Annotated in this window: 12 protein-coding genes; 3 read left to right on the forward strand and 9 right to left on the reverse strand. The window is 60.4% G+C overall.

The features are described 5' to 3' along the window. Positions 1 to 89: 89 nt before the first annotated feature. The gene (locus ACQUSM_RS15225; RefSeq protein WP_435119947.1) at positions 90 to 962 is read left to right on the forward strand and encodes a succinate dehydrogenase/fumarate reductase iron-sulfur subunit; all 873 of its coding nucleotides are present in this window, start codon (positions 90 to 92) and stop codon (positions 960 to 962) included. A gap of 89 nt (positions 963 to 1051) precedes the next feature. Here the strand turns inward: ACQUSM_RS15225 and ACQUSM_RS15230 are convergent, their stop codons facing one another. The 7 genes from ACQUSM_RS15230 to acnA all read right to left on the reverse strand — a co-directional run bounded on the left by ACQUSM_RS15230 (position 1052) and on the right by acnA (position 10960). Next, positions 1052 to 1360: a hypothetical protein gene (locus ACQUSM_RS15230; RefSeq protein WP_435119949.1), complete on the reverse strand. Its 309-nt coding sequence runs from the start codon at positions 1358 to 1360 to the stop codon at positions 1052 to 1054. 686 nt (positions 1361 to 2046) lie between these two features. Continuing rightward, complete coding sequence (locus tag ACQUSM_RS15235; RefSeq protein ID WP_435119951.1) at positions 2047 to 2895, reverse strand: phosphosulfolactate synthase; 849 nt, start codon at positions 2893 to 2895, stop codon at positions 2047 to 2049. 75 nt (positions 2896 to 2970) lie between these two features. Continuing rightward, complete coding sequence (locus ACQUSM_RS15240) at positions 2971 to 4323, reverse strand: MmgE/PrpD family protein (RefSeq protein ID WP_435119952.1); 1353 nt, start codon at positions 4321 to 4323, stop codon at positions 2971 to 2973. A 302-nt stretch (positions 4324 to 4625) separates the two neighbouring features. Then, complete coding sequence (locus tag ACQUSM_RS15245; RefSeq protein ID WP_435119954.1) at positions 4626 to 6926, reverse strand: heavy metal translocating P-type ATPase; 2301 nt, start codon at positions 6924 to 6926, stop codon at positions 4626 to 4628. A 113-nt stretch (positions 6927 to 7039) separates the two neighbouring features. Beyond that, positions 7040 to 7303 (reverse strand): SHOCT domain-containing protein, encoded by a 264-nt coding sequence (locus tag ACQUSM_RS15250; RefSeq protein ID WP_435119956.1) that lies wholly within the window; start codon positions 7301 to 7303, stop codon positions 7040 to 7042. A gap of 150 nt (positions 7304 to 7453) precedes the next feature. Continuing rightward, positions 7454 to 8020, reverse strand: coding sequence for a DoxX family protein (locus tag ACQUSM_RS15255; RefSeq protein ID WP_435119957.1), 567 nt, complete (start codon positions 8018 to 8020; stop codon positions 7454 to 7456). Positions 8021 to 8110: 90 nt separating this feature from the next. Beyond that, positions 8111 to 10960, reverse strand: coding sequence for an aconitate hydratase AcnA (acnA, locus tag ACQUSM_RS15260; RefSeq protein ID WP_435119959.1), 2850 nt, complete (start codon positions 10958 to 10960; stop codon positions 8111 to 8113). 431 nt (positions 10961 to 11391) lie between these two features. Here acnA and ACQUSM_RS15265 point away from each other — a divergent pair, with 431 nt between their 5' ends. After that, positions 11392 to 11841, forward strand: coding sequence for a universal stress protein (locus tag ACQUSM_RS15265; protein ID WP_435119961.1), 450 nt, complete (start codon positions 11392 to 11394; stop codon positions 11839 to 11841). A gap of 105 nt (positions 11842 to 11946) precedes the next feature. Here the strand turns inward: ACQUSM_RS15265 and ACQUSM_RS15270 are convergent, their stop codons facing one another. Together ACQUSM_RS15270 and ACQUSM_RS15275 are read right to left on the reverse strand one after the other, a co-directional pair. Then, positions 11947 to 12447 (reverse strand): CBS domain-containing protein, encoded by a 501-nt coding sequence (locus tag ACQUSM_RS15270; RefSeq protein ID WP_435119963.1) that lies wholly within the window; start codon positions 12445 to 12447, stop codon positions 11947 to 11949. 93 nt (positions 12448 to 12540) lie between these two features. Further along, positions 12541 to 13272 carry a S16 family serine protease gene (locus ACQUSM_RS15275; protein WP_435119965.1) on the reverse strand — a complete coding sequence of 244 codons (732 nt, stop codon included), beginning with the start codon at positions 13270 to 13272 and terminating at the stop codon, positions 12541 to 12543. Between the two features lie 201 nt (positions 13273 to 13473). On the opposite strand from ACQUSM_RS15275, the gene ACQUSM_RS15280 reads away from it, so the two are divergent. Further along, complete coding sequence (locus ACQUSM_RS15280) at positions 13474 to 13956, forward strand: hypothetical protein (protein WP_435119966.1); 483 nt, start codon at positions 13474 to 13476, stop codon at positions 13954 to 13956. Positions 13957 to 14022 lie beyond the last annotated feature (66 nt).

Consider the following 14022-nt stretch of genomic DNA (forward strand, 5'->3'; position numbering starts at 1 on the left):
CGGGCGTGCCGTTAGTGACACATACACATGGACTGCCAGTGGGAAAGATGTTCACATCAGTCCAGACTGCATATCCGCCACTAACACAGATGAGTTCACCACAGACCTCTTCCAGCCCAGAATCCGCGTCTGCTACTGAATCGGCACCACAGCAACGGCGAGTTGAAGAGAAACACGCGGGAGCAGGCAAATCCGAGTCACTATCAGCCACAGACGACAGCGCAGATTCGACTGAGCAAACGGTTCACCTGAAAGTATTCCGGTACGATCCCGATGTTGAGGCGAAGGAAGAACCCCGATACGATGACTTTCACGTTCCACTCGAAAGGGGTATGACCGTTCTCGATGCACTCATTTATGCTCGTGACCATTTCGATTCGAGTCTTACCTTCAGGCACTCCTGCCGGATGGGTGTATGTGGGAGTGATGGCCTCTTTATCAACGGTCGCCAGCGACTCGGCTGTCAGACGCAGATATCTGACTTAGACAGCCCCGTTCAGGTCGAACCGCTACCTCACGAACCCGTTATCAAGGACTTAGTGGTGGATATGGACCACTTCTTCGAACGGATGGAATCTATCGAACCGTACTTCCAACCCGACGAACTGCCTGACGGTGAACTCGAAGAACAGCGACAATCCCCGGAGAACCGTGAGAAGATCAAGGAAGCATCACGGTGTATTCAGTGTGGGTGTTGTACATCATCCTGCAACCACGCCCAGTTTGACGACGAGTATATCGGGCCCGCAGCTATTGTCAATGGATACCGATTCTATTTTGACGAACGAGAAGGTGATGAACCCAAAAACCATCGTCTGGATATCCTTTCGAAAGAACATGGTGTCTGGCAATGCCATACGCAATTTTCCTGCACTGAAGTGTGTCCCAAAGACATTCCAATTACCGAAGAAATTCAAGAGATGAAGCGAGAGGCAATGAAACGCGATGTCAAATTTTGGTGATTTCGTATGGATGATTTTGGAAACCACGAGAATATCTGACCAGAATTCGTATCGCCACCCCTCTTCAAGTCGATTACTACTTCCCGGCTTTAAAACGACTCGTCGCGGTCGTCATGCGGATACTCTCCAGCTTCTCCCTCAATGTTTTCGCCACGATCATCGTAGAACTTGCGTCCGATATAATCATCATCTAAATTCCCAATAATCGAATACAAGAGGTCATCTACAGTCTCGTATATCTCGTCGTTGTCGTAGGCGAGTACTTCATTGATCGCCTCGGAGTCGGCGGCATCGGGAGCATCCACTACTACATCCCCGATCTGATTGTGTACCGTTGTGTGGTTGACGGGATACTCGAATTCACTTTCGAGAAAGGTGGGTAATTGCGATGGTTCCATCGTATCCTAGTAGTTACTAGTGTCTACTCAATCATTTGTTCTTCGGATGATACGCGATGGAGGGGATCGACTTGTTCTATTGATGGGAAACACAAAGAAATCACATCGTTCAGATCCGCCACAGCCCGCATTCGCATCCGATAATCTATAACTATTGGGTTAAAATCTCACAGGATATTATAGAGATTCGAGGAGAATACCTGCGGCTTTAGCCACAGGATGAATCCGACAACTGGGAACCAGTCTACATTCGATAGCCTGACCGAGATTTCAGTCTATAGCTTCAAGTGGCAGGCAATCGTCTACGAAAGTAGGAATCAGGCTGGAACGGAGCGATTCCGCCTAGTCCTACGATGGCGGCCTGTCCGCCCCAAGCAACCAAGCAATAATCGGAATCAGTCGATGACCGCCCGATTCTCACAGAATCGGTTGCGGAGTTGACTGCTGTAAGCAGAACAAGTAACTCCGAGTCCGCTGAAGTCTGCCGGACTCCCCGAGGCAAAAACAACTCTGGGAGTCCGAACACGGCCAAGGATAGGAGTACCGGGGGCTTGGCACTCCCAGCAGTCCCACCCGCTTAGACCATGAACATCCCTTCAGATTCGTACTGGTTGGATGCTCGGTGGAACTGCGAACCTGAAAACTCCACCGCTCAGGATTCCTGCGACTTTAGGCGCAGGAGGATGTCAATCTTGGACTGTCTCGTCGAACGTGACAGTACGTCCCCACGATGTCGCCTTCCCCCACAGCCCCGAACGGATACACTCGAGTTCGATGATCTGGGAGTTGTCGATGAACAGGTTCACGTCCGGTCCGAAGTTCTTGACGTACCACTCGAACATCTCCGGTCCGGGTGCCTCGAACACGAGGTTCTCGGTTCCGAGTTCGTTGGCGATCTCGTAGGCGACATCGGTACGCCAGTCAGTGACCTCCTCAGTAATTCCCTCAGCCTCGACCATCAACAAGTCGGCCCCGGCATCGAGGTGACGTCGCCCCTCCTCGATGGCCTGTTGAGGGTCTTGCTGACCCTGTCGTTCGAGTTCCTCGGGATCGGAGGCTCCGCCCGCGCCGAACTGGACGTTGATCTCTGGTTTCGGCTGGATGTCGTACTCTTCAGCGACCATCTCGGTCATCCGCACCATATCCTCGGAGTCGATCGCCAGGAACCCACTGGACAGTTCCACGATATCGAATCCAAGGTCCGCGGCCTCCTCGAAGTACTGCTCGACCTTCGTGTTGTCGCGTACGAGGACGTTCTCGATGTATCCACCCGTCGAAACCTTCACATCGTGGTCGTGGCAGATGTCGATGAGCTCCTTGACTCGTTCTTCCGGCATCAGCGCGAAGGATCCGCCGGAGAATTTGTAGATGTCGACGTACCACCCCACCGTCTCCAGGATGTCCTGTAGCTCCCGGGGACCCATGGGGTCGTAGTACGGGCCGCGAATCTCGGTGATACCGCGCTCTCGCGGCTTGTCCGGGCGTTCGTTGACGTGCAAGAACTCGAATGCGCGGTCGAACGGTCTGTCGGACATACCTTTGTCAGTTGTCCTCTCGGCACTTGAGCGTTGGCCACGTCGCCGTGCCCTCGTTGCCCGAATACGGCATAATCACTCGATCAGTGCCGTTAGCGTCGTGACATCGTGATTCTCGAGGTTTCGAACGACGTCGACGATCTCCTCGCGGTGGCCCTCGTCGTACCGGTCGGCAGTCATCGTCACGAACTTCTCCTCGACCTGTGCCCAGCTCATCGAGCTGTTCGGATGGCCGTTGAACGCGTCCTTCTCGACGTGATGGACGGTTCCGTTTTCGAGTTCGACATCGATCGCGGCGGGCATCTCGCCTCCTTCGAACCGTTCGGTCAACGTCTCGTCTTCCGTGACCTCGACTCGCCGGAGAAGGCGCTGGACATCATCGGATTGGATACGTTCGGGGTCGTAGGCTTCGTTAGTCAGTTCGCGGTCGAGCAGTGCCGCCGCGAGCATATAGGGGAGCGAGTGGTCGGCCTGGGCTTTGGTTTCTACCTCGTGTCGGTTCCCTTCGCCGCCGCCGATGATGAGCTTCGCACCGTGGAAGGTATCGAGATGAATCCGCGCGACCTCGTCTCCAGTGAGGTCGTGGGTCTCGGCGAGTTCGATGATCCCTTCGACGGCCGATTGGGCGTACGTCTCGGCGACGTAGCGTTTGGTCATCACGTCGTGGACGCGGTCGATCTCCGTCGAGCACTCCATCTCGAAGTCGTCGGCGATCACCTGTTGCCACCCTTTTTGCCCCTCGAAGAGATCACGTGGCCCTTCCATCCCGTTGCGGGCCAGCAAACACGCGTAGACGCCGTTGCGTGCGGCGTTGGCCGAGGCGACACCCTTCCACTCGTTGATCCCTCCGGTGCGGGTGACCCGCAGGGCGTTGTGGGCGGTCCCAGCGATGCCGATGGCGTCCTGTAACTGCTCATGGGTCAGCCCGAGTGCTTTCCCCGCACCGCAGGCTGCGGTGATGACGGTGTGGGTAACGTGGTCCCAGCCTCGATCGCGGACTGGGGCGTTCCAGGCGAGTTCGCCCTGGATCTCGTACGCGACGCCGATCGCCTCCAGCAGTTCCTGCCCGGTGGCCTCTTCACTTTCTGCGGCCGCGACGCAGGCGCCGATGTTGTCGCTCGGGTGGGGGGTCTCGCCGGGGGCCAGAAACGAGTCCATGAAGTCCAGATAGCGGGTTAGCGACGTGTTGTACATCGCGGCCTGTTCGGGGGCGACGTGATTCTCGATCCCCCACAGTCGGCACGGACCCGAGCGGTCGAACTCGGTGACCGTCGTGCCGATCGCGTTGGGCGTCTCCGCGTCCATCGCGCCGACGGCGATTCCGATCGAGTCTAACACGCGCTTTTTCAGTTCATCGACGGCGTCCTCGGGAATGTCCTCGAACGCGATGTCGGCCGTAAACGTCGCGAGTTGTTCAGTCTTCCTCATGCGTAGTTCGTTGTCCGATGTGTGCAAAAACGTTTAGGCGAATTCCCTCGGAGCGATAACGACTGCCGATCTGTCCGGAAGAGGATCGAATGCGAGAGGATTCAGAGAACAGAACGCTGTTCCACAATATCGCTCGAATCGGGGTGTCCGTTCCCGTCAGGACGCTCACTACCACTTGGCCGGTATCTCTCGCAAGCAAAACGGTGCTTGGCACAGTCTTCTCGAACCTGGGAACGGTGTATCGTACCTTCGGTGGAAGTATATATACGTTCCAGTCGTACGACTGCGATGGCTTTCGAGTTCTAGTTGTCAGCGGATACAGCCAGATCCACGCTACCGAGCCGGCGCGCATTGACCGCCACGATGATCGTCGAGAGCGACATTAACACTGCCCCAACAGCTGGCGAGAGCAGAATTCCGATCGGTGCCAGCACCCCGGCTGCGAGCGGGAGTGCGAAGACGTTGTACCCGGTCGCCCAGACGAGGTTCTCCTGCATCTTCCGGTAGCTCGCCTTCGAGAGCCGGATCAATCGGACTACGTCGAGCGGGTTGTTCTCGACGAGGATGATGTCTCCCGACTCGATGGCGACATCGGTTCCGGAGCCGATGGCGATGCCGACATCGGCTCTCGTGAGTGCGGGTGCGTCGTTGACGCCGTCACCGACCATCGCGACCATCTTCCCCTGCTCTTGAAGTTCAGTCACCTTCTTGTCCTTGTCCTCGGGTAGCACCTCCGCGAATACCGTATCGATACCGAGGTCGTCAGCGACGGCGTTCGCGACGTCCTCGGAATCACCGGTTAGCATCGCCACCTCGATACCGAGTTCGTGGAGTGCGTCGACCACCTGATAGCTCTCCTCTCGAACGACATCGGCGAGGGCGAACGCAGCGATGAGTTCGCCACCACGGACGAGGTAGACCACTGTCTGTGCGTTCTCCCCGGCCTGTTCTGCGAACGTCGCGAGTGCAGACGGAACATCGCTCTCGATCTGCGAGAGGAGATTCGGACCGCCAACGTAGACCGTTTCACCGTCGACTGTCGCACGCACGCCGCGTCCTTTGAGCGCCTCGAAGTCGGTCGAGTTCCGTGCCGTGACACCGCGTTCGTCGGCCGCCTCCCGGATAGCCCGGGCAATCATATGCTCGGAATCGCCTTCGACGGCCGCCGCCAATGCGAGTGCTTCGTCCTCGTCGACGCTCTCGACGGTTGCCACATCGACGACGCCCTGTTCACCCTTCGTCAGCGTGCCCGTCTTGTCGAAAATGATCGTATCGAGGTTCCGGGATTCCTCCATGGCGATGCGGTCGCGGATCAGCATCCCGTTTTGCGCCGCGGTCGACGTATTGATCGCGACGACGAGCGGGACGGCCAGCCCGAGTGCGTGCGGGCACGCGATGACGAGGACGGTAACGACGCGTTCGAGCACCGCGATCTCGAAGCCGACCGCGACGACCCACGCGACGGCGGTGAGCGCCGCGACGCCGAGTGCGACGTAGAACAGCCAGCCGGCAGCACGGTCGGCGAGCAACTGGGTGCGGGATTTGGACTGCTGGGCCTCGTCGACGAGCCGCATGATGCCCGCCAGCGTCGTCTCGTCGCCCGTCTTCGTCACCTGCACGCGAAGACTCCCGTCCTGGTTCACCGTGCCGGCGACGACCTCCGAACCGGGTTCCTTGCCGACCGATCGAGATTCACCGGTGATCATCGACTCGTCGACCGACGACTCGCCCTCGACGACTTCACCGTCAGCAGGGACGGATGCTCCCGGGCGAACGAGGACGACGTCGCCTTCACCGAGTTCGGAGACGGGGACTTCCTCCGTGTCGCCGCTCTCGGTGACGCGCTCTGCGGTATCGGGCATGAGTTTGGCCAGTTCGTCGAGCGCGCCCGAGGCCTGCCGGACCGACCGCATTTCCACCCAGTGGCCCAGCAGCATGATGTCGATCAGCGTGACGAGTTCCCAGAAGAACGGCGTCGTCCCCGGGAGGAACAGGCTCGCCATAGAGTAGACGAACGCGACCGTAATCGCAAGTGAGATGAGCATCATCATTCCCGGCTCGCGATTCTCGAGTTCCGTCCGCGCCATCGAGAGAAACGGTACGCCACCGTAGGCGAAGACGATCACCGAGAGAACGGGAACGATCAGGCTACTGCCAGGGAACGCCGGCGTCGTGTAGCCGACGACATCCTGAATGAACTCGCTGAAGATGATGACCGGAACCGAGAGGACGAGCGACATCCAAAAGCGCCGACGGAACATCTGTTCATGGCCGGAGTGATCCGTGTGCGCGCCGTGGCCATCGTCGTGGCCGGACGCGCCGGGAGTATGTTCATGCCCACCGTGATGCTGGTCGTGACCAGCTTCGGATTCTTGTCCGGAACTGTTTCTTCGCGATGTCTCCTCTGCCTTCTCTCCCTCTTGGTGTGTCTCGTGAGTCCCCTCCTGTGAGCCGTGTGTTGGATCTGAGGGAGATGAATCAGGCCCCGATCCGTCTGTCACCTTCTCACCCTTTAGCTGACATATACGGCAACAACTCGGCATTCCTTCGTACTGTTCCGGTGATTGTGCGTCCTCAGGGCTGTGATTGTCGTGATTGGTCATTGATTGGTGTTTGTCATCGCATCGTATATTATTCCCCTTCCAACGAGTGGCGACTGATCGGTTCGATATACCCGCCGCAGCATCTGACATGACTTGACTCCCAGAAACAGCGACTACGAGAGGCGAGACCGACGACGCTCGAACTCTTCCTCGTCGATTTCTCCGCGGGCGTACTGCTCATGGAGGACTTCGAGCGCGCGGTCATCGCTCTGTCTCTCTCCGCCTAGCTGTGTCCGGTTCGTGAACCGGGAGACGAGATAGAGTGGAATGCCGATGAGGAACGCCATCCAGACGATGCCGAACAGCATCATTCCCCAGCCCCACATACCCCAGCCGAGCATGTGACCATCAGTCCACATTCCGTCGTAGTGCCACATCTGTACGCCGGGAACTGCCGCGGGCGTTAGAGCTATGCCCGCGATGATTGCTAGTGTGAACGCTCCAATCACGACGAGTGATAGCGAGCGGATGTTACGGGTTCGAATTGGGTTTTGCATAGGCGTGTGTTTGTGGGTAGTTCGATGTGGTTAGCCGAGGATGTACTCGAGACGGGGGTAGCGCTCGACGAGCGCCTGGCCGCCGATCTCGTACTGTTCGATGTACGCGTCGAGCCCGAGGATACGGCCGGCTGCGAACGCCGCGACCGCGAGGAACACGAGCATGTACGCGAAGTCGCCGTTGATGAGGCCGTGGGCGGTCTCCCAGTTGCCGAAGTAGAACATCGCCATCATGAGCGCGCCGAAGAACGCCGCGAGGCGGACAAGCGCGCCGACGAGCAGTCCGAGACCGATGAACAACTCGCCCCACGGGACGGCGACGTTCGCGAACTCGACGAACCACGGAGTGCTCCCCATCCAAGCGAAGAGCCCGGCGAGCGGGTTACCGTTGGTCGCGGCGACGTTCGTCAAGTAGCCGCCGGCCGCGAACGGTTCGGCGGCGACGATCTTCGTGAACCCGGAGTACGCGAACGCGTACCCCATCATGAGCCGGAGTGCGAGCACGAACCACGCCGAGAGACTGTGTGCTCGACCGCGAACCGTGTATCCGCCGATCTTGCTTTCGAGTTCGTTGACGCCGGGGTTGAGAGTTGCCATAGTTAGTTCACCTACAGGTATCAGTAGGGTCGCAGAGACGATATACCCGAGAGTTGATTTGCTGAGTCAGCAAATCGGGCTCGGACGCGGCTATTCCTCGGTAAGCAAGCGACGGAGTACGAGGTGTAGGATGCCGCCGTTCTCGACGTAGCGGACGGCGGCGGGCGTGCCGACCTGTGCGGTGACCGGGAACTCGACGGTCGACCCGTCGGCGCGTTCGGCGACGGCAGTGAGTTCTTCGTTCACATCAAGCCCGTCGTCGAGGCCACGAACCGCGACGTGTTCGGAGCCGTCCAGTCCGAGCGACTCCCAGGAGTCGCCGTCGGCGAACTGGAGCGGGAGAACGCCCATGCCGACGAGGTTGTCACGGAAAATACGCTCGTAACTCTCCGCGATGGTCGCCCGAACCCCCAGGAGGTCCGTTCCCTTCGCGGCCCAGTCGCGGCTCGACCCAGTGCCGAGTTCCTCGCCGGCGAACACGACGAGCGGCGTGTCGTCCTCGCGGTAGCGTTGGCTCGCCTCGAAGACGGTCGTCACGTCTCGCGGCTCCTCGCCGTCGCCGCTCGACTGGTCCGAGGTGCTCCGCACCTCGCTATCCTCGCCCGTGGGCTGGTGAACCGTGTAGCCGCCTTCGACGTCGTCGAGCATCTCGTTCTCGATACGAACGTTGGCGAACGTACCGCGCATCATCACTTCGTGGTTCCCCCGGCGTGCGCCGTAGGTGTTGAACTCGTGGGGTTCGACGCCCTGCTCGACGAGCCACTCGCCGGCGGGCTGCTCCCGAGAGAACGGCCCGGCCGGACTGATGTGGTCGGTCGTGACGGTGTCCCCGAGCAGCATCAGGCTGCGAGCGTCGGCGATGTCGCTGACGCCGGGTTCCTCCAGCGGGAAGTCTTTGAAGAACGGCGGCTCGCGGATGTACGTCGAGTTGTCGTCCCACTCGTAGACGTCGCCGGTCGGGGCGTCGAGGGCCTCCCAGCGGTCGTCGCCCTCGAACACTTCGGCGTACTTCTCCTCGAACATCGAGGCGTCGACGCTGTCGTAGACCGCCGTGTGAATCTCGTCGGCGTCGGGCCAGATGTCGGACAGATAGACCGGCTCGCCGTCCTCGTCGGTGCCGAGCGGGTCCGTATCGAGGTCGATGTCCATCCGCCCGGCGAGCCCGTAGGCGACGACGAGCGGCGGGCTGGCGAGGTAGTTCGCTCTGACCTTCGGGTGGATACGCGCTTCGAAGTTCCGGTTGCCCGAGAGGACGCTCGCCGTCCAGAGGTCCTCGGCGTCGATGGCCCGCTCGATGGGTTCGGGGAGCGGGCCGGCGTTCCCGATGCAGGTCGTACAGCCGTAGCCGACGACGTTGTAGCCGAGGTCTTCGAGATACGGCAGCAGCCCCGAGGCTTCGAGATATTCCGTGACGACGCGGCTGCCGGGCGCGAGGCTGGTCTTGACGTACTCGGGAACGTCGAGACCGCGCTCGACGGCGTTGCGAGCGAGTAGCCCGGCAGCGAGCATCACCGAGGGATTCGACGTGTTCGTACAGCTGGTAATGGCGCTGACGACGACGCTCCCGTGCCTGATTTCGGTCGTCTCACCGTCGAGGTCGACCCCGACCGTGTCGTTCAGATTGCCCACGTCAGGCTCCGGAAGGTCGGCGTCGGGGCGGTCGTCCTCGGCGCTACTCTCGCCGAGCCAGCGCGTGAGCGCGTCCTCGTCTATCTCGTGGAGTTCGTCCTCGAACTCGCCGTGGACCAGCTCTCGGAAGTGCGGCTTCATGTTCTCCATCGGGACGCGGTCCTGCGGGCGTTTCGGCCCGGCGAGGCTGGGCGTGATCGTCGAGAGGTCCAGTTCGACTGTTTCGGTGTACTCGGGGTTCTGCTCGCCGAACAGCCCCTGTGCCTCCAGATATTCGCGGACGAGTTCGATGTGGTCGTCGTCCCGTCCCGTGAGTTTGAGGTAGTCGAGGGTTGCCTCGTCGACGCCGAACATCGAAATGGTTGAGCCCTGCTCGGGAGCCATGTTCGCGATGGTCGCCCGGTCGGGGACAGTGAGGTTTGCCACGCCGGGGCCGAAGAACTCGACGAAGCGGTCGACCACGCCGGCCTCGCGGAGTTGCTCGGTGACGTGGAGGACGAGGTCGGTCGCGGTCGCACCCTCGGGGAGTTCGCCCGTCAGTCGGACGCCGACGACTTCGGGCAGTTTCATCGTGATGGGTTGGCCGAGCATGGCGGCTTCGGCTTCGATGCCGCCGACGCCCCAGCCGACGACGCCGATGCCACCGATCATCGGCGTGTGGCTGTCCGTCCCGACGAGTGTGTCCGGCAGGAGCCAGTTCTCGCCGTTCCGCTCGCGGGCGTGGACGACCTGACCCAGATATTCGAGGTTCACTTGGTGGACGATGCCGGTGCCCGGCGGGACGACGCTGAAGTCGTCGAACGCCTGCTGGGCCCACTTGAGGGCGCGATACCGCTCGCCGTTGCGCTCGTACTCCAGTTCGACGTTCTTCTCGTAGGCGTCCTCCGAGCCGAAGTAGTCGACCTGCACCGAATGGTCGATGACGAGGTCGATGGGCACCTCGGGTTCGACGATGCCCGGCTCTTTCCCTTTCCTGTCGACGGCCGACCGGAGCGCCGCGAGGTCGACGACGGCGGGGACGCCGGTGAGGTCCTGCAGGACCACTCGCGAGGGCGTAAAGGGGAGTTCGGCATCCGGGACGTCTGGTTCCCACGAGGCAGCGTTGCGAACGTCCTCGGCGGTGATGGTCTCGCCGTCGACGTTGCGGAGGACGGATTCGAGGAGGACGCGGATGCTGACGGGGAGGCGGTCGAGTTCACAGAGTCCTTCGTCTTCGAGGGCGGTGAGGTCCGCCATCTTGTAGGCGGTGCCGTCGAACTCGAACTCGCGGATCGCGTCGAACGGAGCAGGTTTAGCTATGTCTTTACCCATATTCTCAGATACGTGGGCATCGTTCAATACGATTGCCGTTACGATTCGAAAGCGAGCGTCGAGAGGAAGACGGATATCCGATCACAGCCGCTGACACTGCTGTCGTGGGGGTGCCCGGATCTCAGTCAAATGACCTCGATCACGGCTTTTCACGATCGTATAGATGACTTATTCAGCCGACCAGTGTGATACACCGCTGCTGGAGGCCAAACGGTATGATGAGCGATCGGTCTTCTCGTCGGCGCCCCTGCTCCGCGAAGCGCGTCGACAGCGGGAACTGCCCGCGCGGTCAGTCCCCGATATCTGTGTCCTCGGTTCGGATGGTGATATGTATGTCAATTAATAATAACTGACTGTCCTGAACTCACCTGTCTCTTGAGCGTTGAGAATCAGAAGCTGATTTATTGTCTCCGAGTGTGACATCTGAGTGTATGTACGACCGGATTCTGCTTTCGACGGACGGTGCGGTCGCGTCTGACCGGGCTGAGTCGCACGCGCTTGACCTCGCAGCAACTCACGACGCTGTTCTCCACGTGCTCTACGTCGTCGATGAGGATGTCGTGACTGCGTACAGCGGTGACGAGTACGTCGATGAGGCTGAAGGCCCCGAACACGGACTCGAAGAACTCGGAGAGGAGACGCTTTCGGACCTCTGTCACCGAGCATCGGAGGCTGGCACTGCTGTCGAGACGACGATGCGCCACGGTCGCCCCGCCGAGACCATCGTGGAGTACGCAGACGATCACGATCTGGACTTGCTCGTGCTCGGAACCAAACGGCGACCGGACGAATACCGCGCCTTGCTCGGGAGCGTCACGGACCGCGTCCTTCGATTAACCACCCGCCCAGCGACCGTCGTGAAAACCGAAGTCAGCGACTAGCAAACGGTCGGTCAATCGGTGTGAATACTGAATCACTTCTCTATCAGAAAAGCGGGCTATTTGCCCACTGAGAGCGCCTCGTATCCGGAAATCCAGCTATCTCTCTCAGTTTGATTGTGATTCCGATCGGATGATGCCAGACAGGTTATCCATCTGCGCGGAAACGTGGGCTGCCTCGCCCGCGAGATGGGTGATGAGACTGTCGAGCGTCACTATCCCAACGACCGATTCGTCTTCGACAACCGGAACGTGTCGAGCTGTTGCCTGATTCATCTGCCGGAGGACTCTCGGTACCTCTGCATCGGGGGAGACGGTAAGCGGGTCCGGTGTCATCACATCCTCGGCACAGACCTCTGTGCCGTCTCGTTTGGCTGTGAGGACGTTGAATTCGCTGTCGTCCGTAAGGAGTGCGGCGATTAGATCTCGGTCAGTGATGATGCCGACGAGTTGGTCGTCCTCTTCCACAACGGCGCAGCGTGCACACCGGCTCTGGGTGACCATCGTTTGGGCAACCTCGGCAATCATCGTGTCCGGAGCGACCTGCCCAACCGTCTCATCAGCGATTTTCTCGACGCGCAACGTGAAATCGGATCGAGTCTGTCCCATATTGTCCCGTTCCATCGCAGAGATGAAAAAGCCAAAGGCTGGTTCCCTTGCACTCGGAATCGCGGGTCGTGTCGAAGAAGACGTCCTCGTCGGTCACTGGAGGCGGTCGAGTGCATCCGTGATCGACGCGGCCTCGACGACGCAAATTCCCTGAACCGCCACGTCCGAAGGGTCGCCCTCGGGGACGAGCAGTTCCCTCGCGCCGAACGCTCTCGCTGCACGGGCTTTCCCTTCGATCCCGCCGACCGGGAGCAACGTCCCCTCGTCGTCGACGATGCCCGTGATGAGCGTCTCTCGGGGGAGTGTCCGCTGGCGAAGGCCGGCGACGAGGGCGACCGTGAGTCCGGCCTCCCAGCTCTTACCACGGAGTGCGAGAACGTCGGCGTTCGGCGGTTCGAACGTGACACGGGTTGCCGTATCGGCGAGCGAGCCGCCAGTAAGCCGCGTTGCCGTCTCCATGGCCTCGCGAAGCGCGAGTTGGAGATCGTGGCGAACTTCGACGCCCGCCAGATCGACGAACAACTCACCGTTTCCCTCCGAGAATTCGAACTCGACCGGGACGACGAGCCCGTCGTCTGATCCGTCGACTGCCGGGAGATAGTACCGGACTCTAGCGGGAAGCGCTGCCCCGCCGGCAAGCGTCGCCAGCGATTGGAATCCTTCCCCCGAGCGCGCCAGTCCGAACACCGCCCCAGCACCGCCGACGCCACCGATGCCAAGTCCGGCGAGGAACCCCCGCCGTGACAGAACCGTCTCTTCGACACGTCCGATGATATCGCTCTCAGATTCGGACGGGATTTCGGCGGCGGTTGAATCGTCGGGCATAGTGCTGTGTCACGCGGCGGCTGATCGAGCGTCGTGGTATTGACTAACAGGCACGCGATAATAAAGCTCTTCGGCGTGAAGCGTCGCTCCGGAACGGGTAGGCCTATCCCGGTTGCTCTTCGAGTGTCTGGATGCGCCCAGTTGTGAACTATGACGCACCGATATCGGTCACTCGTCGGCATCGCGGTCCTGAGCGCGGTCGTGACCGGTGTCGGCGTCTGGCTGGCCTACTTGTTCGAACTCGCCTTGCTCCAGGTGACGCCAGTCACGACGTGGACGCTGCTGGTTGGGCTCGTCGAGGAGGGGTTCGTCCGACTCGTTCCGTTGATCCTTACGTTCTACGCGTGGAGCTACCGGGGGGGACAGCTCCTCTCGAAGACCGAGGGGTTCCTCGCCGCCGTGACCTCCGGGCTCACCGTCGCTGTTCTCGAGGTCGTGTTCAAACTCGAATACCTGAAGCGCTTCGAGAGTGCTGTCCAGTTCGATTCGTTGGTCCTTCCGATACTATTCGTTCACCTGCCGTTCGCGCTGCTCGCCGGCCGATTCGCGTACGCCCTCGGGGAACGGATTCACGGGACCGACGAGGTTGGCGTTCCGACACTCTCCCGCCGAACCGCGGTGTTGCTCGTTGTCGGATATCTCGTTCTCGCGCTGGCGCACGTCGGGTTCAATCTCATCGGCTGAGGTACGCTCGGACCGAGGAAAGCAGAGAGCGCGACGATAGCTACTCCCTGTACCAGATGCGGATAC

It is taken from the genome of Halolamina sp. C58 (assembly GCF_051195095.1).
GTDB lineage: Archaea > Halobacteriota > Halobacteria > Halobacteriales > Haloferacaceae > Halolamina.

Bases quoted from the DNA above. Each gene is read 5' to 3' on its own strand.
- ACQUSM_RS15225 (WP_435119947.1), top strand. From the start codon at position 90: ATGAGTTCACCACAGACCTCTTCCAGCCCAGAATCCGCGTCTGCTACT.
- ACQUSM_RS15230 (WP_435119949.1), bottom strand. From the start codon at position 1,360: ATGGAACCATCGCAATTACCCACCTTTCTCGAAAGTGAATTCGAGTAT.
- ACQUSM_RS15235 (WP_435119951.1), bottom strand. From the start codon at position 2,895: ATGTCCGACAGACCGTTCGACCGCGCATTCGAGTTCTTGCACGTCAAC.
- ACQUSM_RS15240 (WP_435119952.1), bottom strand. From the start codon at position 4,323: ATGAGGAAGACTGAACAACTCGCGACGTTTACGGCCGACATCGCGTTC.
- ACQUSM_RS15245 (WP_435119954.1), bottom strand. From the start codon at position 6,926: ATGACCAATCACGACAATCACAGCCCTGAGGACGCACAATCACCGGAA.
- ACQUSM_RS15250 (WP_435119956.1), bottom strand. From the start codon at position 7,303: ATGTGGCACTACGACGGAATGTGGACTGATGGTCACATGCTCGGCTGG.
- ACQUSM_RS15255 (WP_435119957.1), bottom strand. From the start codon at position 8,020: ATGGCAACTCTCAACCCCGGCGTCAACGAACTCGAAAGCAAGATCGGC.
- acnA (WP_435119959.1), bottom strand. From the start codon at position 10,960: ATGGGTAAAGACATAGCTAAACCTGCTCCGTTCGACGCGATCCGCGAG.
- ACQUSM_RS15265 (WP_435119961.1), top strand. From the start codon at position 11,392: ATGTACGACCGGATTCTGCTTTCGACGGACGGTGCGGTCGCGTCTGAC.
- ACQUSM_RS15270 (WP_435119963.1), bottom strand. From the start codon at position 12,447: ATGGGACAGACTCGATCCGATTTCACGTTGCGCGTCGAGAAAATCGCT.
- ACQUSM_RS15275 (WP_435119965.1), bottom strand. From the start codon at position 13,272: ATGCCCGACGATTCAACCGCCGCCGAAATCCCGTCCGAATCTGAGAGC.